The sequence below is a fragment of the Kytococcus sedentarius genome (genome assembly GCF_041937525.1).
In the GTDB taxonomy this organism is placed as follows: domain Bacteria; phylum Actinomycetota; class Actinomycetes; order Actinomycetales; family Dermatophilaceae; genus Kytococcus; species Kytococcus sedentarius_A.
In genome coordinates this window covers 852,231-877,523 of the sequence record NZ_CP169391.1, presented here as the reverse complement: position 1 = coordinate 877,523, position 25,293 = coordinate 852,231, and the positions used below count along the sequence as shown (strand labels likewise).

19 protein-coding genes are annotated in these 25,293 nt (G+C 70.6%); 12 read left to right on the top strand and 7 right to left on the bottom strand.

Annotation, left to right across the window (positions count from 1 at the left end; genetic code table 11):
* Positions 1-5: 5 nt before the first annotated feature.
* Positions 6-1,811 (bottom strand): BCCT family transporter, encoded by a 1,806-nt coding sequence (locus tag ACEY2A_RS04085; RefSeq protein ID WP_374929600.1) that lies wholly within the window; start codon positions 1,809-1,811, stop codon positions 6-8.
* A gap of 187 nt (positions 1,812-1,998) precedes the next feature.
* On the opposite strand from ACEY2A_RS04085, the gene uvrB reads away from it, so the two are divergent.
* Positions 1,999-4,116, top strand: a complete 2,118-nt coding sequence (gene uvrB, locus ACEY2A_RS04080) for an excinuclease ABC subunit UvrB (RefSeq protein WP_374929599.1) — start codon at positions 1,999-2,001, stop codon at positions 4,114-4,116.
* Between the two features lie 236 nt (positions 4,117-4,352).
* Positions 4,353-5,345 (top strand): TerC family protein, encoded by a 993-nt coding sequence (locus tag ACEY2A_RS04075; RefSeq protein WP_374929598.1) that lies wholly within the window; start codon positions 4,353-4,355, stop codon positions 5,343-5,345.
* 60 nt (positions 5,346-5,405) lie between these two features.
* On the opposite strand, the gene ACEY2A_RS04070 is transcribed toward ACEY2A_RS04075, so the two are convergent.
* Together ACEY2A_RS04070 and ACEY2A_RS04065 are read right to left on the bottom strand one after the other, a co-directional pair.
* Positions 5,406-6,323: a DMT family transporter gene (locus tag ACEY2A_RS04070; RefSeq protein WP_374929597.1), complete on the bottom strand. Its 918-nt coding sequence runs from the start codon at positions 6,321-6,323 to the stop codon at positions 5,406-5,408.
* Positions 6,320-8,134 carry a glycoside hydrolase family 15 protein gene (locus ACEY2A_RS04065; RefSeq protein WP_374929596.1) on the bottom strand — a complete coding sequence of 605 codons (1,815 nt, stop codon included), beginning with the start codon at positions 8,132-8,134 and terminating at the stop codon, positions 6,320-6,322. Before ACEY2A_RS04065 ends, ACEY2A_RS04070 begins: the two co-directional genes overlap by 4 nt.
* A 114-nt stretch (positions 8,135-8,248) precedes the next feature.
* Here ACEY2A_RS04065 and uvrA point away from each other — a divergent pair, with 114 nt between their 5' ends.
* The 10 genes from uvrA (at position 8,249) to ACEY2A_RS04015 (ending at position 20,183) form a co-directional block, all read left to right on the top strand.
* Positions 8,249-11,155, top strand: coding sequence for an excinuclease ABC subunit UvrA (uvrA, locus tag ACEY2A_RS04060; RefSeq protein WP_374929595.1), 2,907 nt, complete (start codon positions 8,249-8,251; stop codon positions 11,153-11,155).
* Positions 11,155-13,098 carry an excinuclease ABC subunit UvrC gene (uvrC, locus tag ACEY2A_RS04055; protein WP_374929594.1) on the top strand — a complete coding sequence of 648 codons (1,944 nt, stop codon included), beginning with the start codon at positions 11,155-11,157 and terminating at the stop codon, positions 13,096-13,098. The genes uvrA and uvrC overlap by 1 nt, the downstream gene beginning before the upstream one ends.
* A gap of 19 nt (positions 13,099-13,117) precedes the next feature.
* Positions 13,118-14,098 (top strand): RNase adapter RapZ, encoded by a 981-nt coding sequence (rapZ, locus tag ACEY2A_RS04050; RefSeq protein WP_374929593.1) that lies wholly within the window; start codon positions 13,118-13,120, stop codon positions 14,096-14,098.
* A 49-nt stretch (positions 14,099-14,147) separates the two neighbouring features.
* Positions 14,148-15,188, top strand: coding sequence for a uridine diphosphate-N-acetylglucosamine-binding protein YvcK (yvcK, locus tag ACEY2A_RS04045; RefSeq protein WP_374929592.1), 1,041 nt, complete (start codon positions 14,148-14,150; stop codon positions 15,186-15,188).
* Positions 15,189-15,231: 43 nt separating this feature from the next.
* On the top strand, positions 15,232-16,269 hold the full coding sequence (whiA, locus tag ACEY2A_RS04040; protein ID WP_374929969.1) for a DNA-binding protein WhiA: 1,038 nt from the start codon (positions 15,232-15,234) through the stop codon (positions 16,267-16,269).
* A gap of 141 nt (positions 16,270-16,410) precedes the next feature.
* Positions 16,411-17,418: a type I glyceraldehyde-3-phosphate dehydrogenase gene (gene gap, locus ACEY2A_RS04035; protein WP_374929591.1), complete on the top strand. Its 1,008-nt coding sequence runs from the start codon at positions 16,411-16,413 to the stop codon at positions 17,416-17,418.
* Between the two features lie 105 nt (positions 17,419-17,523).
* Positions 17,524-18,720, top strand: coding sequence for a phosphoglycerate kinase (locus ACEY2A_RS04030; protein WP_374929590.1), 1,197 nt, complete (start codon positions 17,524-17,526; stop codon positions 18,718-18,720).
* On the top strand, positions 18,717-19,508 hold the full coding sequence (gene tpiA / locus ACEY2A_RS04025; RefSeq protein ID WP_374929589.1) for a triose-phosphate isomerase: 792 nt from the start codon (positions 18,717-18,719) through the stop codon (positions 19,506-19,508). Before ACEY2A_RS04030 ends, tpiA begins: the two co-directional genes overlap by 4 nt.
* A gap of 29 nt (positions 19,509-19,537) precedes the next feature.
* Entirely contained in the window at positions 19,538-19,771 is a 234-nt protein-coding gene (gene secG, locus ACEY2A_RS04020; RefSeq protein WP_374929588.1) for a preprotein translocase subunit SecG, read from the top strand.
* 61 nt (positions 19,772-19,832) lie between these two features.
* The gene (locus ACEY2A_RS04015; RefSeq protein WP_374929968.1) at positions 19,833-20,183 is read left to right on the top strand and encodes an RNA polymerase-binding protein RbpA; all 351 of its coding nucleotides are present in this window, start codon (positions 19,833-19,835) and stop codon (positions 20,181-20,183) included.
* Between the two features lie 43 nt (positions 20,184-20,226).
* Here ACEY2A_RS04015 and pgl read toward each other — a convergent pair whose 3' ends face one another.
* The 4 genes from pgl to ACEY2A_RS03995 are packed head-to-tail and all read right to left on the bottom strand — an operon-like array spanning position 20,227 to position 25,280.
* A complete protein-coding gene (gene pgl / locus ACEY2A_RS04010) occupies positions 20,227-21,000 on the bottom strand; it encodes a 6-phosphogluconolactonase (RefSeq protein ID WP_374929587.1) in 774 nt (257 codons plus the stop codon).
* A 1-nt stretch (position 21,001) separates the two neighbouring features.
* On the bottom strand, positions 21,002-22,024 hold the full coding sequence (locus tag ACEY2A_RS04005; RefSeq protein ID WP_374929586.1) for a glucose-6-phosphate dehydrogenase assembly protein OpcA: 1,023 nt from the start codon (positions 22,022-22,024) through the stop codon (positions 21,002-21,004).
* Positions 22,021-23,568, bottom strand: a complete 1,548-nt coding sequence (gene zwf / locus ACEY2A_RS04000) for a glucose-6-phosphate dehydrogenase (protein ID WP_374929585.1) — start codon at positions 23,566-23,568, stop codon at positions 22,021-22,023. Before zwf ends, ACEY2A_RS04005 begins: the two co-directional genes overlap by 4 nt.
* Positions 23,565-25,280 (bottom strand): glucose-6-phosphate isomerase, encoded by a 1,716-nt coding sequence (locus ACEY2A_RS03995; RefSeq protein WP_374929584.1) that lies wholly within the window; start codon positions 25,278-25,280, stop codon positions 23,565-23,567. Before ACEY2A_RS03995 ends, zwf begins: the two co-directional genes overlap by 4 nt.
* Positions 25,281-25,293: the final 13 nt, after the last annotated feature.

Sequence of the window (25,293 nt, the reverse complement as noted above, 5' to 3'; positions counted from 1 at the left end):
GGTGGTCAGGCGCGGCTGGCACCCTCACCGTCGCCGGCCGGGGGAGTGCGGCGCGGTCCACTGCGCCCCACGAACGAGGCCTCGGTGCGCGGCCGGGCCTCACCGGTGGCGAGGGTCTCCACCGTGGCGTTCACCGACTCCCGCAGCATCTCCTCGCGCATCATCTGGTGCTCCAGTCGACGCTCGCGGTGGTGCTCGGCGGACAGTGCCCGCGTGACCGACCACGCGATGGCACCCAACAGGAAGATGACCGGCAGCGCACTCAGGATGGAGAGCGTCTGGAGGGCCGTCAGGGCATCGGCGGGGACCGCCGTGGCGATGATGAGGATCGCGGCGATGGCGCCCGTGGACACCGACCAGAACACGCGGCTGAGGACCGGCGGGTTGGCCGAGCCGCCCGTGGCCAGCATGTCCATGACGAAGGAACCGGAGTCCGAGGAGGTCACGAAGAAGATGACCACCATCAGCAGCGCGACGCCGGCCAGGAAGGCCCCGCCCGGCAGCGCCTCGAGCATCTGGAACAGCGCGGTGTTGGTGTTCACCGCGCCCTCTGCGTCGATGAGTCCGCCTGAGCCGACGATCTCGCGGAACAGGGCCGTTCCGCCCATCACCGAGAACCAGAGGAAGCTCAGCAGGACCGGCACCAGCATGACACCGGCCATGAACTCGGCGACGGTGCGTCCGCGGGAGATACGGGCGATGAAGATGCCGACGAAGGGCGACCAGCTGATCCACCAGCCCCAGTAGAAGAGCGTCCAGCCACCGAGCCACTCGGTGGCGTCAGGCCCCTGGAAGGGCATCGTCAGGGCGGACAGGTGGAAGAAGTCGGTGAGGTACTGCCCCATCGAGAAGACGAAGTCGCGCATGATGAAGAGCGTCGGGCCCAGGAAGAGGACGCAGAAGAGCAGCACGACCGCCAGACCGAGGTTGATGTTGCTCAGCCAGCGGATGCCCTTGCCGACACCCGAGGCCACGGAGATGGTGGCCAGGGCGGTCACGATCGCGATGATCGAGACCTGCAGGACCTTGCTCTCCGCGTCGTCCACCATGCCGAGGTGCTCCATGCCGGCGGCGATCTGGGAGACACCCAGGCCGAGCGACGTGGCCACACCGAAGAGGGTGCCCACGATGGCGACGACGTCGATGAGGTCGCCCCACCCACCGGTGACCTTGTTGCCCAGCAACGGCTCCAGGGCATAGCGGACGGAGACCGGCCGGTTGCGGCGGTGGATGGCGTAGGCGACGCCCAGGCCCATCACCGCGTAGACGGCCCAGGGGTGCAGGCCCCAGTGCAGGAAGGTGGTGGTCATGGCCTGGCGAGCGGCTTCTGACGTCTCCGGGGTGACCGCGTCGGCACCCAGGTCGGGGGCGGCGACCTCGGGTCGCGGGCTGGCGAAGTGGGTCAGGGGCTCGGCGACACCGTAGAACATCAGGCCGATGCCCATGCCGGCGCTGAACAGCATGGCGAACCAGGAGATGAGCCCGAACTCCGGCTCCTCGTCGTCGGGGCCGAGAGTCGTCGACCCCAGGCGGGAGAACCCGACCCACACGGCGAAGCCGACCAGCGCGGTGGCCGCCAGGATGTAGAACCAGCCGAAGGACTCGACCACCCACGTGTTCACGTCCCCGATGCGGTCGGCGACGGCCTGGGGGAACAGGGCGGTGAGGGCCACGAAGCCGATGGCCACGAGGGCGGCGGGCCAGAACACCGTCTTGCGCATGCGGCCGTCCGGCTCGCGGATGTCGGTGGCGGTCCGGATGTGTTCGCGGCGGCGTTGGGTCTCGGCGGACACGCCGGGGGGAGCGTTCACGAGATCGTCCTCTCGAAGGTCTGGTGGGTGCAGCGGCCGGGTGCGTGCGACAGCGGGCAGCGCCGAGTCCCCCGGCCCAACACTGCAGGGAAACACACGGTGATGGATACTTCAAGTTCCGGAAACATGACGTGACGCAGGCCACCGTCGCCGGGAGGTTGTCGGTGCCGGCGGATAGCGTTCAGGTATGCGCCCCGTCACCGACCTCCAACGCAGCGTCGCCCCCTTCGAGGTGGTCTCCGAGTACCAGCCCGCCGGTGACCAGCCGGCTGCCATCGCCGAGCTGACGCGCCGCATCGAACAGGGGGAGAAGGACGTCGTGCTCCTGGGCGCCACGGGTACCGGCAAGTCGGCCACCACGGCGTGGATGATCGAGAAGCTGCAGCGCCCCACCCTGGTGATGGCCCCCAACAAGACGCTGGCGGCGCAGCTGGCCAACGAGTTCCGCGAGCTGCTGCCCAACAACGCCGTCGAGTACTTCGTCTCGTACTACGACTACTACCAGCCCGAGGCCTACGTCCCGCAGTCGGACACCTACATCGAGAAGGACTCCTCCATCAACGAGGAGGTGGAGCGGCTGCGCCACAGCGCCACCAACTCGCTGCTCACGCGGCGCGACGTGGTGGTGGTGGCCTCGGTCTCGTGCATCTACGGCCTGGGCACGCCGCAGGAGTACGTGGACCGCATGGTGCGCCTGCACGTGGGGCAGGAGATGGACCGTGAGGAGCTGCTGCGCAAGTTCGTCACCATGCAGTACACCCGCAACGACATGGCCTTCCAGCGGGGCACCTTCCGGGTGCGGGGCGACACCGTGGAGATCATCCCCATGTACGAGGAGCTGGCCGTCCGCATCGAGTTCTTCGGTGACGAGATCGATGCGATCGCCACCCTCAACCCCCTCACCGGTGAGGTGGTGCGCGACGAGGAGGAGATGTACATCTTCCCCGCCACCCACTACGTCGCCGGGCCGGAGCGCATGGAACGTGCCATCTCCCGCATCGAGACCGAGCTCGAGCAGCAGCTGGAGCGCTTCGAGCAGCAGGGCAAGCTGCTGGAGGCCCAGCGGCTGCGCATGCGCACCACCTACGACATCGAGATGATGCGGGAGATGGGCTCGTGCAACGGCATCGAGAACTACTCCCTGCACATCGACGGGCGAGAGCCGGGGTCGGCGCCCAACTGTCTGCTGGACTACTTCCCCGAGGACTTCCTCCTGGTGCTCGACGAGTCGCACGTGACCGTGCCGCAGATCGGGGCCATGTTCGAGGGCGACATGTCGCGCAAGCGCACCCTGGTGGACCACGGCTTCCGGCTTCCCAGTGCCATGGACAACCGTCCCCTCAAGTGGGAGGAGTTCCTCGAGCGCATCGGGCAGACCGTCTACCTGTCCGCCACGCCGGGGGACTACGAGCTCGCCCGGGCCGACGGCTACGTGGAGCAGATCATCCGCCCCACGGGCCTGGTGGACCCCGAGATCGTGGTCAAGCCCACGCAGGGTCAGATCGACGACCTGCTGGCCGAGATCCGCGAACGTGCCGAGCGCGACGAGCGGGTGCTGGTCACCACGCTCACGAAGAAGATGGCCGAGGACCTCACCGACTACCTGCTGGAGCGGCAGGTGCGGGTGCGCTACCTGCACAGCGAGGTGGACACGCTGCGCCGCGTCGAGCTGCTCAAGGAGCTGCGGATGGGGGAGTACGACGTCCTGGTGGGCATCAACCTGCTCCGCGAGGGCCTCGACCTGCCCGAGGTGTCCCTGGTCAGCATCCTGGATGCGGACAAGCAGGGCTTCCTGCGGTCCAACCGGTCACTGATCCAGACCATCGGGCGAGCGGCCCGCAACGTCTCCGGTCAGGTCCACATGTACGCCGACGCGGTGACCGAGTCCATGCAGTACGCCATCGACGAGACGAACCGTCGCCGGGCAGTGCAGATCGCACACAACACGGAGCACGGCATCGACCCCACCCCGCTGCGCAAGAAGATCGGCGACATCACGGAGATGCTCGCCGAGATGCAGGGTCTGGCCAGCACCTGGGACGGCGTGAAGGACCCTGGCCGCCCCACCGGTCGACGGGGGAGCGGCGATGCCGTGGACGCCGACGTGGCGGCCGACCTGTCGGTGGCCACGGGGGACCGTCCCACCGACATGCCCAAGGCCGAGCTGGCCCAGCTCATCCAGCAGCTCTCCGACCAGATGCACACCGCCGCCAGCCAGCTGCAGTTCGAGCTGGCCGGCCGGCTGCGTGACGAGATCGCCGACCTGCGCAAGGAGCTGCGCCAGATGGAGCGTGCCGGACAGTGACCCGCGCGACACCCCTGGCCAGCCGCTGATCACCACCCGCTGCCTGCGCACCCCCTAGAATGTGCCCGACGGAGGGGAGTATCCCCGCGTGAGCTCTCGTCATCACGAAGTTCGCCCCGGGCCCCACAGGGGACGGCGGGGCCACCTTCCGGGAGTTCGGCCCACCTGAGGTGGGAGAGACCTCCGGACACTGACCACGAGCCACTGCGGTGGCAGCAACGGAAGGTTCCCCCTCCATGACAGTGCCCATGTGGGTATGGATCGTCAGCATCGCGGTGACGCTCATCGTCCTGTCCTTCGACGTGTGGTGGGCGATGCGCAACCCGCACGTCCCCTCCCGGAAGGAGACGACCGGCTTCCTGTCGGTCTACGTCAGCGCCGCCGTGCTCTTCGGCATCGGCGTCTGGTACTTCTCCGGTGCCCAGTACGGGACCGAGTTCTTCGCCGGCTGGCTGACCGAGTACTCCCTGAGCATCGACAACCTGTTCATCTTCCTCATCATCATGGCCAAGTTCGGGGTGCCGAGGAAGTACCAGCAGGACGCGCTGCTGTGGGGCATCATCATCGCCCTGGTGCTCCGCGCCATCTTCATCGCCGTGGGTGCCACGGCCATCAACGCCTTCTCCTGGATCTTCTACCTGTTCGGCGCCTTCCTCATCTACACGGCCATCAAGCTCTTCCTGGAGGCCATCAACGAGGACGATGACGACGAGTTCCAGGAGAACAAGTTCATCCAGTTCGTGAAGAAGCACTTCCCGGCGGTGGACGACTGGGAGGGCGGCACCAAGTTCGTGGTGAAGCGCAACGCGAAGAAGTTCATCACCCCCATGCTGCTCACGGTGCTGGCCCTGGGCTCCACCGACCTCCTCTTCGCCCTCGACTCCATTCCGGCCATCTTCGGTCTCACCCAGGAGCCCTACCTGGTGCTGATGGCCAACGTGTTCGCCCTGATGGGTCTGCGTCAGCTCTACTTCCTGCTGGGTGACCTGCTCAAGAAGCTGGTCTACCTGGGCGTCGGCCTCTCCGTGCTGCTGGCCTTCATCGGTGTGAAGCTGATCCTGCACGCCATGCACGAGAACGAGCTGCCCTTCATCAACGGTGGCGAGCACATCGACTGGGCCCCGGAGATCCCCATCACGGTCTCGCTGGGCGCCATCGTGGTCATCCTGGGTGTCACCACCGTGGCCAGCCTGTGGAAGACCCGCAAGGACAGCCGCAACCGCGCCTGACCCCCACGGTCGGCTCACGGCCCCCGTTCCCCTGTGTGGGGGAGCGGGGGCCGCGTCGTGTCAGGCCGATGCGGCGTCGGCGCCGGAGCGGCGCCGCGGACGGGACATGATCACCACGCTGGCCAGCACCACCAGCGCGACGCCGAGCACCTGCAAGGGCTCCATCCACTGTCCCAGCACCACCACTCCCGCGCCGGCAGCCGCCGCGGGCTCCAGGCTGAGCAGCACGCCGAAGACGCCGGGCGTCAGACGCCGCAGCGCCACCAGCTCCAGGCTGTAGGGGATGGCCGAGGAGGCCAGGGCCACCAGGAGGCCCACCCCCAGCAGCTGCGGCTCCAGGAGGCGTGAGCCTGCCGACCAGACGCCCAGCGGGGCGACCACCACGGCGCCCAGGAGCATCGCCAGCGCGATGCCGTCCAGACCGGCGAAGCGCTGGCCCACGCGCGCACTGGCCAGGATGTACCCGCACCAGCACGCTCCGGCCAGCGCCGCCAGCAGTGCCCCGAGGGGATCCACCGCCTCGCCCCCCGCGAGCAGGCGCCACCCACCGCTGACGAGCACCACCCCGGACGCGGCGGCGAGCACGGCCAGCAGGTCGCGGCCGCTGCGGGACAGGACCGCCGACATCAGCAGTGGCCCGGTGAACTCGATGGTCACCGCCACCCCGATGTCCAGTCGGGTGAGGGAGCCGTAGAAGAAGGCGTTCATCAGCGTCAGGGCGGCGGCGAAGACCACCACCGCGCGCCAGTCGCCCACGGTGCGACCGCGCCACCGCGGGCGGGTCACCAGGGCCAACAGCACGCCGGCGATCACCAGCCGCAGGGCCGTCGTGCCCAGCACCCCCAGGGAGGGCAGCAGTGTGGCTGCGAACGCTCCGCCCACCTGCACGCTCAGCACGGCCACGATCACCAGGGCCACCGGCCCGTACTCGGTGGTCCCGCGCGGACGCAGCGGGAGGATGGGGGTCGGCGTGCTCATGCCTGCGCGAGTGCCCGGGCGGCGAGCACGACGCCGATGTGGCTGAACGCCTGCGGGAAGTTCCCCATCATCCGGTCGTCCAGGGGGTCGTACTCCTCGGCGAGGAGGCCCACGTCGTTGGCCACCCCGACCAGCCGGTCCATGAGAGCGGCCGCCTCGTCCCGCCGGCCGGCGGAGGCCAGGGCGATCACCAGCCAGAGGTTGCAGATGAGGAAGGGATGCTCCTCGCCGTCCAGCCCGTCCACGCCGGTCTCCGTGCGGTAGCGCAGCACCAGCCCGTCCACCCCGAGGTCCTCCTGCACGGCGCGGATCGTGCCGAGCATGCGCGGGTCGTCCGCCGGCAGGAAGCCGACCATGGGGAGCATCAGCAGGGCCGCGTCCACCTCATCGGTCTCGTAGTGCTGGCGGAAGCTCTGGCGCTCCTCGCTCCACCCGCGCTCCTCGACCTCGGCGCGCACCTCGTCGCGCAGGCGACGCCAGGTCTCCACCGGACCGGACAGACCGTGCTCCTCCACGCCCTTGACGGCGGCGTCGAAGGCCGCCCACACCATCACCCGGGAGTGCGTGAAGTGCTGGCGCGGTCCCCGGATCTCCCACAGGCCGTTGTCGGGCTCCTGCCAGTGGTCTGCCAGGTGGTTCACGAGGGCGACCTGCAGCGCCCAGCTGGCGCTGCTCTCGTCCAGCCCGGCCCGGCGCGCCTGCTCGAGGCAGTACATGACCTCGCCCAGCACGTCGCTCTGCACCTGGTCGAAGGCCCCGTTGCCGATGCGGACAGGGGTGGAGCCGGCGTGTCCGGGCAGGTGCTCCAGCTCGTGCTCGGTGAGCCGCCGGCGTCCGTCGACGCCGTACATGATCTGCAGGTCCTCAGGGTCCCCCGCGACGGCTCGGAGCAACCAGGTGCGCCAGGCCTCCACCTCCTCGACCGCGTCGCAGGCGAGCAGGGCCTCCACCGTGAACGCGGCGTCCCGGAGCCAGGTGTAGCGGTAGTCCCAGTTGCGTTCGCCCCCCATCGTCTCGGGGAGGCTGGTGGTGGGCGCGGCCACGATGCCGCCGGTCTCGTCGTGGGTGAGCCCACGGAGGACCTGGACGGACCGGCGCACGGCCGGCGCCCACGCCCCCTCACGAGCCAGGGGCCCCAGGCAGCCCATCCAGCGCCGCGACTCCTGGACCGTCTCGCGCAGTGCGCGCTCGGCGTCGAAGGCTGCGGGGAGGTCCACCCATGCCGGCACCCAGGTGAGGCTGAAGCAGAGCTCGTCGCCCTCGGTCAGCTCGAGGACGTCGCGGTGGTGGGATCCCTCGGCCGTGGGCAGGCGGTCGCCGTGCAGCACCACCTTGTCCGGTCCGGCCACGGCCACCAGCACCTCCTGGCCGTCGGGGTCCTCGTCGCGACGCACCCAGGGGCGCACCCTCCCGTAGGCCATCCGGACCGTCCACGTGTGGTCGAGGGTCACTGTGCCGGCGGTGCACCTGACGACGCGGATGAGGTCCGCGCGCTCCCCGTGGAGCGGCATGAACTCGGTGACCTCGAGCGTGCCGGAGTGGCCCTGGTGGTCCACGGTGTGCTCGGTGCGCAGCACCAGGGAGTCGGTGAGGTACTCGCGCCGGGTGGCGGTGACGCCGCGGGGCCGCAGCATCCACTCACCGTGGTCCGGCGTGCCGAGCAGCGAGGTCATGATGGCCTCGGAGTCGAAACGCGGCAGGCAGAGCCAGTCGACCCTCCCGTCGCTGGTGACCAGGGCAGCCGTCCGTGCGTCGGAGAGCAGCGCGTGGTCGGCGATCGGGGCCTGGGTGCTGGGGGTGGACTGGTGCATGTCCACACCCTAGGTCTCCCGGTGACGGGGAATGCAGTGCGTGCCCAGGAGGTTGTCACCGGGCGTCCCTAGACTGGACGCGACCCTCTTCGAGCAGATGGTGAGGACCTCTTGGTGAGCACGCAGAAGGCAGCCACGCGCGACCGCATCGTGGTGCGTGGGGCCCGCGAGAACAACCTGAAGGACGTCTCGGTGGACTTCCCCCGCGACGCGTTGGTGGCGTTCACGGGGCTCTCGGGATCGGGCAAGTCCTCCCTGGCGTTCGACACCATCTTCGCCGAGGGGCAGCGCCGCTACATGGAGTCGCTGTCCTCGTACGCCCGCCAGTTCCTGGGCCAGATGGACAAGCCGCAGGTGGAGTTCATCGAGGGGCTCTCGCCGGCCGTGGCCATCGACCAGAAGTCCACCAGCCGGAACCCCCGGTCGACGGTGGGCACCATCACCGAGGTGCACGACTACCTGCGCCTGCTGTTCGCCCGCGCCGGCGTGCTGCACTGCCCGGTCTGCGGCGAGGTCGTCGCGCGCCAGACCACCCAGCAGATCGTGGACCAGCTGGCCGCCGTGCCCGAGGGGACCCGCTTCCAGGTGCTCGCCCCGTTGGTGCGGGGCCGCAAGGGGGAGCACGTCGAGCTGTTCTCCGAGCTCCAGACCAGCGGCTTCGCCCGCGCGCGCGTCGACGGTGAGACGGTGCAGCTGTCGGACCCGCCCAGGCTGGCCAAGACCTACAAGCACACCATCGAGGTGGTGGTCGACCGCCTGAAGGCCAAGCAGGTCGACGGTGCCCCCGACCGTCGCTTCGTGACCCGGCTGACCGACTCGGTGGAGACCGCCCTGCGGCTGGCCGAGGGCCGGTTGGTGGTGGACTACGTGGACGTCGAGGCAGAGGGCGACGAGAGCGGACTGCCCCCCGAGCGCGTGCTCTCGGAGCACCTCGCCTGCCCGAACGAGCACCCCATCGACATCGAGGAGATCGAGCCGCGCACGTTCTCCTTCAACGCGCCGTTCGGCGCCTGTCCCACCTGCCACGGCATCGGCACCGAGCTGGAGGTCGACCCGGACCTGCTGGTCCCCGACGAGGAGCTCAGCCTCAACGAGGGTGCGGTCACGCTGTGGGCGCAGGGGCGGAAGATGGCGGACTACCACCGGCGGGTGGTCGAGGCCCTGGCCCAGGAGCTGGCCTTCGACATGGACACCCCGTGGCGGGCACTTCCCCAGCGCGCCCGCCAGGCGGTGCTCCACGGTCACAAGCACAAGGTGCACGTGCGCTACCGCAACCGCTTCGGGCGGGAGCGTTCCTACTCCACCGGGTTCGAGGGCGCGGTCACCCAGGTGAAGCGGCTGCACGCGGACACCGAGTCCGACCAGATGCGGGAGCGCTACCAGCAGCTCATGCGCCAGATCCCCTGCCCGGACTGCCAGGGTGCGCGCCTGCGCCCGGAGGTGCTGGCGGTCCGCATCGACGGCATCAACATCGCGGAGCTCTCGCGGCTCTCGATCGCCGAGGCCGCACGCTTCCTGGACCAGATGGAGCTCACCGAGCAGCAGGCACGCATCGCCGCCCAGGTGCTGAAGGAGATCCAGGCGCGGCTGGGCTTCCTGCTCGACGTCGGGCTGGACTACCTGACGCTCGACCGCGCTGCCGGCTCGCTCTCGGGCGGCGAGGCACAGCGCATCCGGCTGGCGACCCAGATCGGAGCGGGGCTGGTGGGCGTCCTCTACGTCCTGGACGAGCCCTCCATCGGCCTGCACCAACGCGACAACCAGCGCCTCATCGACACCCTCACCCGCCTGCGGGACCTGGGGAACACCCTCGTGGTGGTGGAGCACGACGAGGACACCATCCGCACCGCCGACTGGGTGATCGACATCGGCCCCGGCGCCGGTGAGCACGGGGGAGAGGTCGTCTACTCCGGCGAGGTCGAGGGCCTGCTGGAGAGCGACTCGATCACCGGTGACTACCTGGCCGGTCGACGTGCGCTGGAGACGCCGAGCGTCCGGCGACCCGGCAACGGCCACCACCTGGAGGTACGGGGCGCCTCGGAGAACAACCTGCACGACGTGGACGTGCGCTTCCCGTTGGGCACCTTCACCTGCATCACCGGTGTCTCCGGCTCGGGCAAGTCCACCCTGGTCAATGACATCCTCTACACGACCCTGGCCAACCGGTTGAACGGTGCGCGGCGCATCCCCGGGCGCCACCGCACGATCAAGGGCCTGGAGCACCTGGACAAGGTGGTGCACGTGGACCAGAGCCCCATCGGCCGCACCCCGCGCTCGAACCCCGCCACCTACACCGGGGTCTTCGACAAGGTGCGATCCCTCTTTGCGGACACCGAGGAGGCCAAGGTCCGCGGGTACGGACCGGGCCGGTTCAGCTTCAACGTCAAGGGCGGTCGCTGCGAGGCCTGCTCCGGTGACGGCACGCTGCGCATCGAGATGAACTTCCTGCCCGACGTGTACGTGCCCTGCGAGGAGTGCCACGGCGCGCGCTACAACCGCGACACCCTGGAGGTGCACTTCAAGGGCCGCACCATCGCCGAGGTGCTCGCGATGTCGATCGAGGAGGCCCTGGAGTTCTTCGGGGCCATCGGATCCATCTCCCGGCACCTGCAGACGTTGGTGGACGTGGGGCTGGGCTACGTGCGCCTCGGTCAGCCCGCCACCACCCTGAGCGGTGGCGAGGCCCAGCGCGTGAAGCTGGCAGCGGAGCTCCAGAAGCGCTCCAGCGGGCGAACCGTGTACGTCCTCGACGAGCCCACCACCGGGCTACACTTCGAGGACGTCCGGCGCCTGCTCGACGTGCTGCAGTCACTCGCCGACAAGGGCAACACGGTGCTGGTGATCGAGCACAACCTCGACGTCATCCGCAGCGCGGACCACATCATCGACATGGGGCCCGAGGGAGGCGACAAGGGCGGCACCGTGGTGGCCACCGGCACCCCGGAGGAGGTCGCCGCCGTGCCCGAGAGCCACACCGGCCGCTACCTCGCCCAGGTGCTCCAGGTCCCCGCCGCGTCCTGATGGCCGACCCCGCCAGCTACCGTCCCCGCCCGGGGGAGATCCCGACCTCACCGGGCGTGTACCGCTTCCGCGACGTCCACGGGCGCGTGATCTACGTGGGCAAGGCCAAGTCACTGCGCTCACGGCTCAGCTCCTACTTCCAGAACCCCGCGCAGCTGCACCCACGCACCCGCCAGATGGTGAACACCGGCGCCTCGGTGGAGTGGACCGTCGTGAACACCGAGGTCGAGGCACTGCAGCTGGAGTACGCCTGGATCAAGGAGTTCGACCCCCGGTTCAACGTGAAGTACCGGGACGACAAGTCCTACCCCTATCTCGCCGTCACCTGGTCCGAGGAGGTGCCCCGCGCGATGGTGATGCGGGGGGCCAAGCGCAAGGGCAACCGCTACTACGGCCCCTTCGCGCAGGCCTGGGCGATCCGCGAGACCCTGGACCTGGCCACCCGGGTGTTCCCGATCCGCACCTGCAGCAAGGGGGTGTACAACCGCGCCGCCGCATCCGGGCGTCCCTGCCTGCTCGGCTACATCGACAAGTGCTCGGCTCCCTGCGTGGGGGCGGTGACGCCCGAGCAGCACCGCGAGACGGTGGACGACTTCTGCCGCTTCATGTCCGGGGACACCGCCGGTCTGCTGCGCGACCTGCGTGCCCGCATGGAGCAGGCCTCGGCGGAGCTCGACTTCGAGAACGCCGCCCGCCTGCGGGACGACCTGGGGGCGCTGGAGAAGGTCCTGGAGAAGTCCGCGGTGGTCTTCAACGAGACGGTGGATGCCGATCTCTTCGGCATCGCGGACGACGAGCTGGAGGCAGCGGTCCAGGTGTTCCACGTCCGCGGGGGACGCATCCGGGGCCAGCGGGGCTGGGTGGTGGACAAGGAGGACCACCCCACCGCCGAGGCGATCGAGCACCTCCTGCGCCAGTTCTACGGCAACGGAGACGAGGAGATCCCCCGCGAGGTCCTGGTCTCCACGGACCCGACGGACCACGACGTGCTGACCCAGTGGCTCAGTGGGATGCGGGGCTCGCAGGTCACCATCCGCACTCCCGAGCGGGGGGACAAGGCCACCTTGCTGCGGACCGTCATCCGCAACGCCGAGGAGTCCCTGGCCCGGCACAAGATGAGTCGCGCGGGGGACCTCACGGCCCGTTCGGCCGCGCTGGCCGAGCTCGAGGAGGCCCTGGGCCTCACCGAGGCCCCCCTGCGCATCGAGTGCTATGACATCTCCCACACCCAGGGGGAGAACTCCGTGGGGTCGATGGTGGTCTTCGAGGACGGCCTGCCCCGCAAGTCCGAGTACCGCAGGTTCATCGTGCGGGAGCCGGCCGACGACACCCGGGCGATGGCGGAGGTGCTCACCCGGCGCTTCCGGCACGGGACGAGCCCACCCGAGGGGGACGACCTGTCCGGTGGTCGGGGCGAGCAGGGTGCGTCCTCGTCGGAACGGTCCGCCAGACGCTTCGCCTACCCGCCGCAACTGATCGTGGTGGACGGCGGCCTGCCGCAGGTGAACTCCGCCCGCAAGGCCCTGGACGAGGCCGGGGCGGGGGACATCGCCGTGGTGGGGCTGGCCAAGCGGTTGGAGGAGGTGTGGATCCCCGGGGACGACTTCCCGCTGGTGCTGCCCCGCAGCAGCGACGCGTTGTTCCTGCTGCAGCGACTGCGCGACGAGGCCCACCGCTTCGCCATCACGTTCCACCGGCAGCGCCGTTCGAAGGCGATGACCGCGAGCGAGCTCGACACCGTGCCCGGGCTGGGGCCGGCGCGGCGCCGAGCACTGCTGGAGGCCTTCGGCACGGTCCGTGCTCTGCGCGCGGCCACCGCGGAGGAGCTGGCAGGGGTGCCGGGCATCGGACCGGCGCTGGCCGCGGCCGTGCAGCAGCACCTGGCCGGCTCGTCCCCGAGTGCCCCCGCGGTGAACGTCACCACAGGTGAGGTGCTCGACTGACTGCTGCCAGAATGGCCCCATGACGACTCCCTCCACCCGGACCGGGGCCCGGGTCTGGCAGGCGCCCCGTTCCGAACTGTTGACCGAACTGATCCAGCGCGCCGAGCGGGGGCCGTCGCAGCCCCCGGACGGGGACCCGCGGGACATCATGATCGTCTCGGGCATGTCCGGGGCGGGTCGCACCACCACCACGAACGTCCTCGAGGACATGGGCTGGTACGTGGTGGACAACCTGCCGCCCCAGCTCGTGCCCGCGCTCGCCGACCTCGCCGAGCGCCTCCGCCGGCAGGGCAGGGACATCCCCCCGCTGGCCGTGGCGTGCGACGTGCGCAGCGAGGCGTTGATGGGGGATCTGGCGGCAGCGATGGCGCAGCTGAAGGAGGCCGGGTGGAAGCCGTGGCTGATGTTCCTCGAGGCCAACGACGCCGAGCTGGTGCGTCGTTTCGAGTCCGTCCGTCGCCCGCACCCGGTGCAGGGGACGGGACGGCTGCTGGACGGGATCCGCATCGAGCGCCGCACGCTCGGCGCCCTGCGTGCCGCCGCCGACGTGGTGATCGACACCAGTGCCCTGAACGTCCACCAGCTCAGTGCCCGGATCAGCCGGCTGGTGAAGCCCTGGGAGGACGTGCCCCACGTCTCGGTCATGAGCTTCGGCTTCAAGTACGGACTGCCCCTGGACGCCGACATCGTGCTCGACCTGCGCTTCCTGCCCAATCCCTACTGGGTGCCCGAGCTGCGAGCCCACAACGGGACGGACCAACCGGTCCGTGACTTCGTGCTGAACCAGCCGGGGGCGACCGACTTCGTCGAGCGCGCGCTGGCCATGTTCGAGCCGATGGTGGACGGCTACCGTCGGGAGCACCGTCGTTTCGTGACGCTCGCGATCGGGTGCACCGGGGGCAAGCACCGTTCGGTGGCGATCACCGAGGAGGTCGCCCGCCGCCTGCAGGCCGCCGATGTGTCGGCCGTGAGCCTGCACCGTGACCTGGGGCGTGAGTGATGCATCCTGCGACCTGCCGTGAATCCGCCCTCAGAGGAGGAGTTGACCGATGGCCGAGCTGATGTCCGGCACCCGGACGGCCCTGACGGGCTCGTTGCAGATGCCTCCCCGGGTCGTCGCCCTGGGCGGGGGGCACGGGCTGTACGCCACCCTCACCGCCCTGCGTCACCTGACCCGTGATCTCACCGCAGTGGTCACGGTGGCCGACAACGGTGGCTCGAGCGGCCGGCTGCGGGACGACTACGGCACGATCCCGCCCGGCGACCTGCGCATGGCGCTGGCGGCCCTCTGCGACGACACGGAGAAGGGGCAGGCCTGGCGGGAGCTGCTCCAGCACCGCTTCTCCCGGTCGCGCCGCCACGGCGAGCGCGAGCCCGACCTCGCGCAGCTGGCGGGGGAGCTGGAGGGGCACGCCCTGGGGAACCTGTTGATCCTGACGGCCTGGAATCGCCTCGGGGGGCCGGTCGAGGGCCTGACCGCCCTCGGCAAGCTCATCGGCGCCCGGGGACGTGTCCTGCCGATGTCCGAGCACCCCCTGGGCATCGAGGCCACGGTGCGCGGCAACGACCCCGCCAACCCGTTGGGCCGCGAGGTGGTCGTGGGCCAGAAGGAGGTGGCCCGCAGCCACGGCTACGTCGAGAAGGTGCGCCTCACGCCCGACACGGCTGCTGCGGAGCCCCTGGCCGTCCAGGAGGTCCTGGCCGCCGACTTCGTGGTGCTGGGGCCGGGCTCCTGGTACACCTCGGTGATGCCCCACCTGCTGCTCCCGGAGCTGCGGGACGCCATCGTGCAGACCTCTGCGCGCCGGGTGCTCACCATGAACATCGACAGCACCGGTGAGAACCAGGGCCGGTCGCCCGCGGAGCAGGTGGCGGCGGTGCTGGAGAACGCACCCGGATTCGTGCCCAACGTGGTGCTGGTGGACGGCCAACAGGTGGCCGACCCCGAGGACCGCCACGCTCTGGAGACCCTGGTGCGCGAGTCCGATGGCGAGGTGCACGTGACCGATCTCGTGAGCCGCACCCGCCCGGGCGTCCACGACGTGATGCGTCTGGCCACGGCGTACCAGGACCTCCTCCACCTGGGATGAGGGGGACGGGGCGCCCGTCGCGAGGCGTGGGAACATGGCACCCATGGCCATGACCGCATCCCTCAAGGACGAACTGTCACGCGTCGTCGTGCCCACCGCAGAGGCGCGGAAGGCAGAGGTCTCCTCCCTGTTGCGCTTCGCCGGCGCGCTGCACCTGGTCGGGGGGCGCGTGGTGATCGAGGCCGAGGTGGACACTGCCAGCGCCGCCCGCCGCACGCGCGCGAACATCAGCGAGCTCTACGGCCACGACAGCGAGCTGCTCGTGCTGACCGCGGGCGGACTGCGGCGCACCACGCGCTACGTGGTCCGCGTGGTCGAGGGTGGTCAGTCGCTGGCCCGCCAGACCGGTCTCCTCGACTCGCAGGGTCGTCCGGTCCGCGGCCTGCCCGCCCGGGTGGTGCGCGGCCCCATCGCGGCCGCCGAGGCGGCGTGGCGAGGTGCCTTCCTGGCCCGCGGGTCACTCACCGAGCCCGGCCGGTCGTCCAGCCTCGAGGTGACCTGCCCGGGCCCGGAGGCCGCCCTGGCACTGGTCGGGTCCGCCCGTCGGCTCGACATCGCGGCCAAGTCCCGTGAGGTCCGTGGGGTGGACCGCGTGGTGGTCCGCGACGGCGACGGCATCAGCGCGTTGCTCACCCGGATGGGGGCCCACGACGCCGTGCTGGCCTGGGAGGAGCGGCGCATGCGCCGCGAGGTGCGGGGGACCGCCAACCGACTGGCCAACTTCGATGACGCCAACCTGCGCCGCTCGGCGCGCGCCGCGGTGGCCGCCAGCGCCCGGGTGGCCCGGGCCATGGAGCTCCTGGGCGATGAGGTGCCCGAACACCTGAAGGTGGCAGGGACGCTCCGCATGGAGCACAAGCAGGCCTCGCTGGAGGAGCTGGGCCAGCTCGCCTCCCCGCCCCTCACCAAGGACGCCGTCGCCGGGCGCATCCGTCGTCTGCTCGCGATGGCGGACCGCCGTGCCGCCGAGCTGGGAGTCGACGACACGCGGGTCACCATCAGCGAGGCGGAGGTCGACGCGCTGCTCTCCGACGAGGCCCCCACGGACGTGGCACAGGCCACCGGGACCGCGCAGGACTGAGACGCTCAGGTGCCGTAGATTGGCCGTGAACGCCGATTGCAGTGCCGCATCGGACCCTCAGGGGGACGAGTGCGTACGGGTGCCGAGAGCGTCCGGGACACGCGCCCGCCCCGCCCCCAGAAGTGATCGGAAGGACGCACCATGACCGTTCGTGTGGGAATCAACGGCTTCGGCCGCATCGGGCGCAACTTCGCCCGGGCTGCCTTCGCCTCCCAGGCTGACATCCAGATCGTCGGCGTGAACGACCTCACCGACAACCAGACGCTGGCCCACCTGCTGAAGTACGACTCGGTGCTGGGCCCCATGAGCGAGGAGGTCACCTGCGACGACGAGTCGATCACGGTGGACGGCCACCGCATCGCGGCCACCTCCATCGACGACCCGGAGCTGCTGCCCTGGGGTGAGATCGGCGCGGACGTCGTCATCGAGGCCACCGGTCGCTTCACCGACATGGAGGGCGCGCACGAGCACATCGACGCCGGCGCCAGGAAGGTCGTCATCAGCGCACCGGGCAAGGGCGTGGACGCCACGCTGGTCCTGGGCGTCAACGAGGGCGACTACGACCCGGCCGAGCACCACGTGATCTCCATGGCCTCCTGCACCACCAACTGCCTGGCGCCGATGGCCAAGGTGCTGGACGCGGAGTTCGGCATCGTCAGCGGCCTGATGACCACGGTGCACGCCTACACGGCCGACCAGAACCTGCAGGACGGCCCGCACAAGGACCTGCGCCGTGCACGCGCCGCCGCACTGAACGTGGTGCCCACCAAGACCGGTGCCGCCAAGGCGATCTCCACGGTCCTGCCCCACCTGGAGGGCAAGCTGGACGGATTCGCCTTCCGCGTGCCGGTGCCCACCGGCTCCGTCACCGACCTCACGGTGCGCCTGGAGAAGCAGACGACCGTGGAGGAGCTCAACGCCGCCTTCAGGAAGGCCGCCGAGGGTGAGCTGAAGGGCTACCTGGAGTACTCCGAGGAGGACCTGGTGTCCTCCGACATCGTGACCAACCCGGCCAGCTGCATCTACGACGCGGGCCTCACCCGTGTGCAGGGCGACCAGGTGAAGATCGCCGGCTGGTACGACAACGAGTGGGGCTACTCCAACCGGCTCGTGGACCTCTGCGAGCTCCTGGGCCGCACCCTCGACTGACCCGTTTCACACCCGGCGGGGCCGTCCGGCAGGATGGCCCCGCCGGGACCGCTGTGCCCCACAGCACCCGCTGAGTGATCAACGACGATCCCGAAAGGCCACACCGTGCGCACCATCGACGACCTGGGGGACCTGCGCGGCCAGCGCGTCCTCGTCCGCTCCGACCTGAACGTGCCGCTGGACGGCACCACCATCACCGACGACGGGCGCCTGGTCGCCTCCGCGCCCACCCTGAAGCGGCTGTCCGATGCGGGCGCGAAGGTCGTGGTGGTTGCGCACCTGGGCCGCCCGAAGGGTGAGCCGGACGCGCAGTACTCGCTGGAGCCGCTGGTGGGCCGTCTCTCCGAGCTCGTCGGCCGAGAGGTCGTCTTCGCCGGCGACACGGTGGGGGAGAAGGCCCGGGCCGCTGTCGAGGGTCTGGGCGAGGGTGACATCGCCCTGCTGGAGAACCTTCGCTTCAACGCCGGGGAGACCAGCAAGGACGCCGCGGAGCGCACTGCCTTCGCCGGCCAGCTGGCGGAGCTCGCGGACCTCTACGTCTCGGACGGCTTCGGCGTGGTGCACCGTGCGCAGGCCAGCGTGCACGAGATCGCGGACGCCCTGCCGGCGGCTGCCGGTGGCCTGGTGCAGGCCGAGGTCGAGGTCATGCAGCAGCTCACCGAGTCTCCCGAGCGCCCCTACGCCGTCGTCCTGGGCGGCGCGAAGGTCAGCGACAAGCTGGGTGTCATCGACAACCTCATCGGCACCGCCGACCGGCTGCTGATCGGTGGCGGCATGGTCTTCACCTTCCTCAAGGCGCAGGGTCACGAGGTGGGCAGGAGCCTGCTCGAGGAGGACCAGGTGCAGGCGTGCAAGGGCTACCTGGAGCAGGCCGAGGCCAAGGGCGTCGAGATCGTGCTGCCCACCGACGTGGTCGCGGCCACCGAGTTCTCCGCCGAGGCCGACCACGAGGTGGTTGCGGCCGACGCCATCCCCGCCGACCGGATGGGGCTGGACATCGGCCCGGAGTCCGCGAAGCTCTTCGCCGAGAAGCTCTCCGACTGCCGCACCGTGTTCTGGAACGGCCCCATGGGTGCCTTCGAGATGGAGCCCTACGCCGCCGGCACCGAGGCCGTGGCCCGGGCGCTGGTGGACATCACCGGTGACGGCGCCCTGACCGTCGTGGGTGGCGGTGACTCCGCCGCCGCCGTGCGTCAGCTGGGCTTCGCCGACGACGACTTCGGACACATCTCCACCGGTGGCGGTGCCTCCCTGGAGTACCTGGAGGGCAAGGAGCTCCCGGGTCTGGCGGTGCTGGCATGACCGAGCGCCTCCCGCTGATCGCGGGCAACTGGAAGATGAACCTGGACCACCTGCAGGCCACCCACCTGGTGCAGAAGCTGGACTGGGTGCTGCGGGACGCCTCGCACAGCTTCGATGCGGTGGAGGTGGCGGTCTTCCCGCCCTTCACGCACCTGCGCAGCGTCGAGACGCTGATCATGGCCGACAAGCTGGACATCAAGCTGGGCGCCCAGGACCTCTCCGAGCACGAGTCCGGGGCCCACACCGGGGACATCTCCGGGTTCATGCTCGCCAAGCTGGGCTGCGAGTTCGTGCTGGTGGGTCACTCGGAGCGCCGACAGCACCATGCCGAGACCGATGCGGTGGTGCACCAGAAGGTGCGCGCGGCACTGGCTGCCGGGCTCGCCCCCATCGTCTGCGTGGGGGAGTCCTCCGAGACCCGTGCCGCGGGCGAGCACCTCTCCTTCGTGACCCGCCAGGTGGCTGCGGCCCTGGAGGGGTTCAGCGCGGAGGAGCTGGCCCAGGCCGTCATCGCCTACGAGCCCGTCTGGGCCATCGGCACCGGTGAGGTCGCGTCCAGCGCGGACGCCCAGGAGGTCTGCGCCGCCATCCGCGAGCAGGTCGCGCAGACGCACGGGGCCGAGCTGGCCGCGGGACTGCGCATCCTGTACGGCGGGTCGGTCAAGCCCGCGAACATCGCCGAGACCATGGACGAGGCGGACGTGGACGGCGCCCTGGTGGGCGGCGCCTCGCTCACCGCGGAGGAGTTCGCCTCCATCGTCCGGTTCCGTTCCCACCACGGGCGCTGAGTCGCCGGACCGGTTGTTACCCTTCGCCCATGGACATCATCCGTCTGATCCTCGATGGGGTGCTCGTGCTCACGAGCCTCTTCCTCGTGCTGCTCATCCTCATGCACAAGGGACGGGGCGGTGGTCTGTCGGACATGTTCGGCGGGGGCATCTCGGCCACCGGTGGGTCCTCCACGGTCGCCGAGCGGAATCTCAACCGCATCACCGTGGGCATGGCGCTCGCCTGGTTCGCCACCGTGGTGGCACTGGGCATCATCAAGTAAGGCACGCACGCTCCGGCCGGTGCGTCGCGCCGGTCCGGCTCGACGACAGGAGTTCCGCATGGTGACCGGTGGACAGGCGATCCGAGGCACGAGGGTCGGCTCGGGGCCCATGGGGGAGATGGAGCGCGGGGAGGACGCCGCCGGCACCGAGGTGGTCTTCCACTGCTCGAAGGGGCACGTGACCACCGTGCGCTTCTCGGCGGAGACCGACGGCGACCTGCCGGAGCAGTGGGACTGCATCCGGTGTGGGCTGCCGGCCGGCACCGACCCGGCCAACCCGCCCGAGGCCCCCAGCATCACCCCCTACAAGACGCACCTCGCCTACGTGCAGGAGCGTCGCGACGAGGCCGCCGGGGCGGCACTGCTGGAGGAGGCCCTGGGCAAGCTGCGGGAGCAGCGCGGTACGGCCTGACGCCGTCCGCCCACGTCGCGCGTCCGCACCGAGCGGCGGTGCGTCAGCCCACGAGGCGCGAGGCGGCGGCCTCGTCCAGGAACCAGCGGGTCGCCGACCGGCCGGTCGCCCACCCCGCGGGGACGTCCAGCGGTTCGCCCTCCAGGTCCTCCACGGACTGGTCCACGTGCTCGGGGAGCACCTCCACGGCCCGCTCCATCGCCTCGGCCTTGCCGTCACCACTGGCCACGAGCCAGACCTCCTCGGCCGAGCGGATCACCTCCATGGTGAACGACACGCGCAGCGGCGGCGGCTTGGGCGAGTCGTCCACGGCAGTGGTCCACACGCCGGTCGTCGCCGAGTCAGGGTGCCCGGGGAACAAGGAGGCCACGTGCGCGTCGGGGCCCACGCCCAGCATCACGACGTCCAGCACCGGCAGGCCGTCCCGCTGGGGGATGACCTGCATGGCCTCGGCGTAGTCGACCGCGGCGTCCTCGGCGTCCAGGCGGTCCGGCTCGTCGTCGTCGGCCGGGGGCGGCACCACGTGGAAGCGCTCGTCGTCAAGAGGTGCTGCCCCCAGGGCATCGTGCACCTGCACGGCGTTGCGCTCCCCGTCCCCCGCGGGGAGGTGCCGCTCGTCGCTGAACCACCAGTGGACACCGCCCAAGTCGGCCTCGCCCCCTGCCCAGCGGCGGCCGATCTCGGCGGCGACGGCCACCCCCATCGAGCCGCCGGTCAGGCCCACGTGCACGGGGTCACGCGTGCCCACCAGGTCGACCAGCGCGTCCACGACGGCCGCGGCGTTCTCCTCCTGCGTTGCGGTGATGCTCAGGTCCATGTCAGGTGTCCTTCCCGGAGGGCCGGGTGAGGCCCTCCCGTTCGGCCTCGAGGGCTGCCGCGGTGTCCAGGGCCTTGCCGGAGCGGTAGGCCTCGCTGGCCGTGGTGGAGGTCAGGTCCACCTTCTTGACGCTGGACAGGACCCGCTCGTAGACGTCGTCCACGTCCAGCCGGTGCAGTTCCGCGGACAGGCTCTGGGCCGTGGTGCTGTGGGGCAGGGTGACGCGGCGGGGGAGCTTGCCCGGGGCCAGCAGCAGCGCCGTGTCGTCGTCCACGCGCACCAGGTCGATCGGCCCGGAGGCGCGGTCCATCCGCACCGAGGTCACGCCCTCGCCGGGGCGTGAGCGGGCCCGGGTGACCGGGCACTTCAACGCCATGCCCAGCCAGAGGCCCAGCAGGTCGACGCGAGGGCTGTCGGAGCCGCCGGTGACCGTCACCGAGGTCACCTGCTCATACGGCGGCTCGTCCAGTGCCGCCGCCAGAAGGGCCCGCCATCGTGTGACGCGGGTCCAGGCGATGTCGGTGTCACCGGGCCGGTAGGTGGAGGCCATGCGGGCCAGGGTCGTGGAGGGATTGCCCGCCTCGGCCATGGTCGTGATGCGCCGGCTGGCCACCTGCGCCAGCGGTGAGTCGTGCAGCTTGCGCGGCGGCGCGCCGGGCCACCAAGCCACGATGGGGGAGTCCGGCAGCAGGAGCGGCAACAGCACGGCGTGCTCGTGGCGCACGAGCTCGCCGTACAGCCGCAGCACCACGATCTCGCTCGCACCGGCATCGCCCCCCAGGCGGATCTGCGCGTCCAGGCGGGCCTTGCCGCGGGCGTTGCCCTTCACCAGCACGATGATGCGGCTGGGGTGCTGGCGGGTGGCGGCCGTGGCCACCTCGAGCACCTGGTTCACGCGGTCCTCGTCGGTCACCACGGCCAGACTGAGCACACGGCCGAGGGCCATGGCCCCCTGGTCGGTGCGGATGCGCACCAGCTCGCGCGCCAGGGTGCGTGCCGAGACATCGGGATAGTCCAGGATCACGGGAGCCTCCAGGTGCGTCCGTCGGCGGCCATCATCGCGTCGCTGGACGTGGGCCCCCAGGTCCCGGCGGCGTACTGCTCCGGCGGCTCGGCCTGCGGGGAGGCCCACCGGGCGGTCACCGGGTCGAGGATGCGCCAGGAGAGCTCCACCTCCTCGTGCCGGGGGAACAACGGCGGCTCGCCCAGCAGCACGTCCAGGATCAGCCGTTCGTAGGCCTCGGGGGAGGACTCGGTGAACGCGTTGCCGTAGCCGAAGTCCATGGTCACGTCGCGGACCTCCATCTGCGGCCCGGGCACCTTGGAGCCGAAGCGCATGGTGACTCCCTCGTCGGGCTGCACCCGGATCACGATGGCGTTCTGCCCCAGCTCCTCGGTGGCGGTGTCGTTGAACGGCAGGTGCGGGGCGCGCTTGAAGACCACGGCGATCTCGCTGACGCGCTTGCCCAGGCGCTTGCCCGCGCGCAGGTAGAAGGGCACCCCGGCCCAGCGGCGGGTGTCGACCAGCAGCTTGAGGGCCGCGTACGTCTCGGTCACCGACCCCTCGGCCACGCCCTCCTCCTGGAGGTAGCCGTCCACCTTCTCGTTGCCCTGCCAGCCGGCGGCGTACTGTCCTCGCACGGCGGCCTCGTCCACGCTCCCGGCCAGGGAGGTGGAGGCCAGCACCTTCTCCTTCTCCATGCGCAGCTGCCGCGCCTCGAAGCTCGTGGGCTCCTCCATCGCCGTCAGGGCCATGAGCTGCAGCAGGTGGTTCTGGATCACGTCCCGCGCCGCACCCACGCCGTCGTAGTAGCCCGCACGGCCGCCGATGCCGATGTCCTCGGCCATCGTGATCTGCACGTGGTCCACGTAGTTGGCGTTCCAGATGGGCTCGAACATCTGGTTGGCGAAGCGCAGCGCCAGGATGTTCTGCACCGTCTCCTTGCCCAGGTAGTGGTCGATGCGGAAGATCGAGTCCGGAGGGAAGACCTGCTCGACGATCGCGTTGAGCTCGCTGGCCGACTGCTCGTCGTGCCCGAAGGGCTTCTCGATGACCACCCGCCTCCAGGAGCCCTCCTCGGGAGTGGAGAGTCCTGCCGCCTGCAGCTGCTGGCAGACCTCGGCGAAGAAGCGCGGCGGGATGGAGAGGTAGAAGGCGCGGTTGCCGCCGGTGCCACGGAGCTCGTCCAGCTCCTCGAGGACGCGACGCAGCTCGGCGTACGCCTCCTCGTCGTCGAAGGTGCCGGCCACGAATCGGGTGCCCTGCTGCAGCTGCTTCCACACCTCCTCGTCGAAGGGGGTGCGGCAGTGCTCCTGCACAGCCTTCTTCACCTCGGTGTCGAAGTCCTGCCCGTCCCAGTCGCGGCGGGCGAAGCCCACCAGCGAGAAGCCCGAGGGCAGCAGCCCCCGGTTGGCGAGGTCGTAGATCGCGGGCAGGAGCTTCTTGCGGGCCAGGTCACCGGTGACACCGAAGAGCACCAGGGCACTGGGGCCGGCGATGCGGGGCAGCCGCTTGTCGTCGTCCGCCCGCAGCGGGTTGTGGTCGGCCGTGACGCGCGCCGGGCTCATGCGCCGTTCTCGGGGTGCTGGAGCGCCTCCACGATCGCGGCGTACCCCGCATCGGTCAGGGCGTGCAGGCGGAGCACCGGGCGGTCCAGGCCACCCAGCACCTGTGCGTCTCCGGTGGCCTGTGCGGCCAGCAGCTCACCCAGGGTGAAGTCCTTGCCCGGCACGTCGAGGTCCTGACCGGGGCGGACCGCACGCGTGACCTGCAGGTACACCCCGTCGGCCGGTCCACCCTTGTGGAACTGACCCGTGGAGTGCAGGAAGCGCGGGCCCCAGCCGATGGTGACCGGACGACCCGTGGCCCGTGCCAGAGCCTCCTGGATGCCGGCGGCCTCGTCGGCGTGCGCCCAGCGGTCCACGTAGGACATGACCGCCAGGTAGCCGCTCGGGCCCACCTCATCCAGCAGCGCGGACACGGCCTGCCGCACGCTCGCCGCATCGCCCAGGAAGTCGGCACCGGGGGAGCGGACCTCCACCTGGGATGCGGTGAGCACCGGCTCGTCGGCCGCGGCACCCTCGCCGGACATCTGCTCGCGCGCGGCCTCCTTGGCGCTCTCCACGTCGGGCTGGTCGAAGGGGTTGATGCCCAGCAGGTGTCCGGCCACAGCGGTGGCGGTCTCCCACAGCAGGAAGTGGGCGCCCAGGGAGCCGCCCACGTTCACCACGGCCGCCGGGTGGTCGGTGTCCACCGGCTCGCGGTCCTCGCCCTCGAGGTCGTCGTCGCGCTCGTCCACCTCGTCGCCGATGATGCGGGCGATCGTCACGTCCTCGCAGTCGGCCCACAGGTGGGCCAGCGGCTCCTGCCCGAGGGAGGCGGGCACGTCCACCACCGGCAGCACACCGGTGCCCTGCTTGCCGGTGGACTCGGCGATCAGCTGCTCGGCCCAGTCACCGAGGCCACGGATCCAGGTGCCTGCCTCGGTGACCACCAGCACGTCGCGGCGCGTGCCCCGCAGCTGCCCGGCGAGGACGGCGCCCAGCCGCAGGGCCGGGTTGCCGTCGTCGTCCAGGGCCAGGACGTCGGCCACGGCCTCGGCCTCGTCCAGCAGCACCGTGACGTCCACACCCGCCAGGGCGCTGGGCACCAGGCCGAACGCGGTGAGGGCCGAGTAGCGACCGCCCACCTCGGGGTCGGCGTTCACCACGTCGTAGCCGTCGGCCCGGGAGGCCTCGTCGAGCGGGGAGCCCGGGTCGGTGACGATGACCATGTGCTCGGTGGGCTCCAGGCCGGCGTCCTGGAAGGCCGCGATGAACGCCCGCCGCTGCGAGTCGGTCTCCGCGGTCGACCCGCTCTTGGACGAGACGACCACCACGGTGCGGGCGAGCTCCTGCGGGCTGCCGAGGGCGGTGGCCACCATCGACGGGTCGGAGGAGTCACAGACCACCAGCTCCTTGCGGGAGGTGGCGGCGATCACCTCCGGGGCCAGGGAGGAGCCACCCATGCCGCACAGCACCACGCGGTCACAGCCCCGCCGGGAGTAACGGTCGGCGAGGGTCTCGACCTCGCCGACCAAGGCCCGGCTGGTGCGGTGCAGGTCCACCCATCCGAGGCGCTGGGACGCCTCCTCCTCGGCCTCGGGCCCCCAGAGCGTGGCGTCCTTGGCCGCGATGCGGCTGGCCACCTTGTCGGCCACCAGACGCTCGATGTGCTCGCCGATGGCAGCGGCCGCAGGCCCGGTGGCGTCGACGACGATCTCGCTGGATCGTTCCAACATGGGTGGTCCTTCC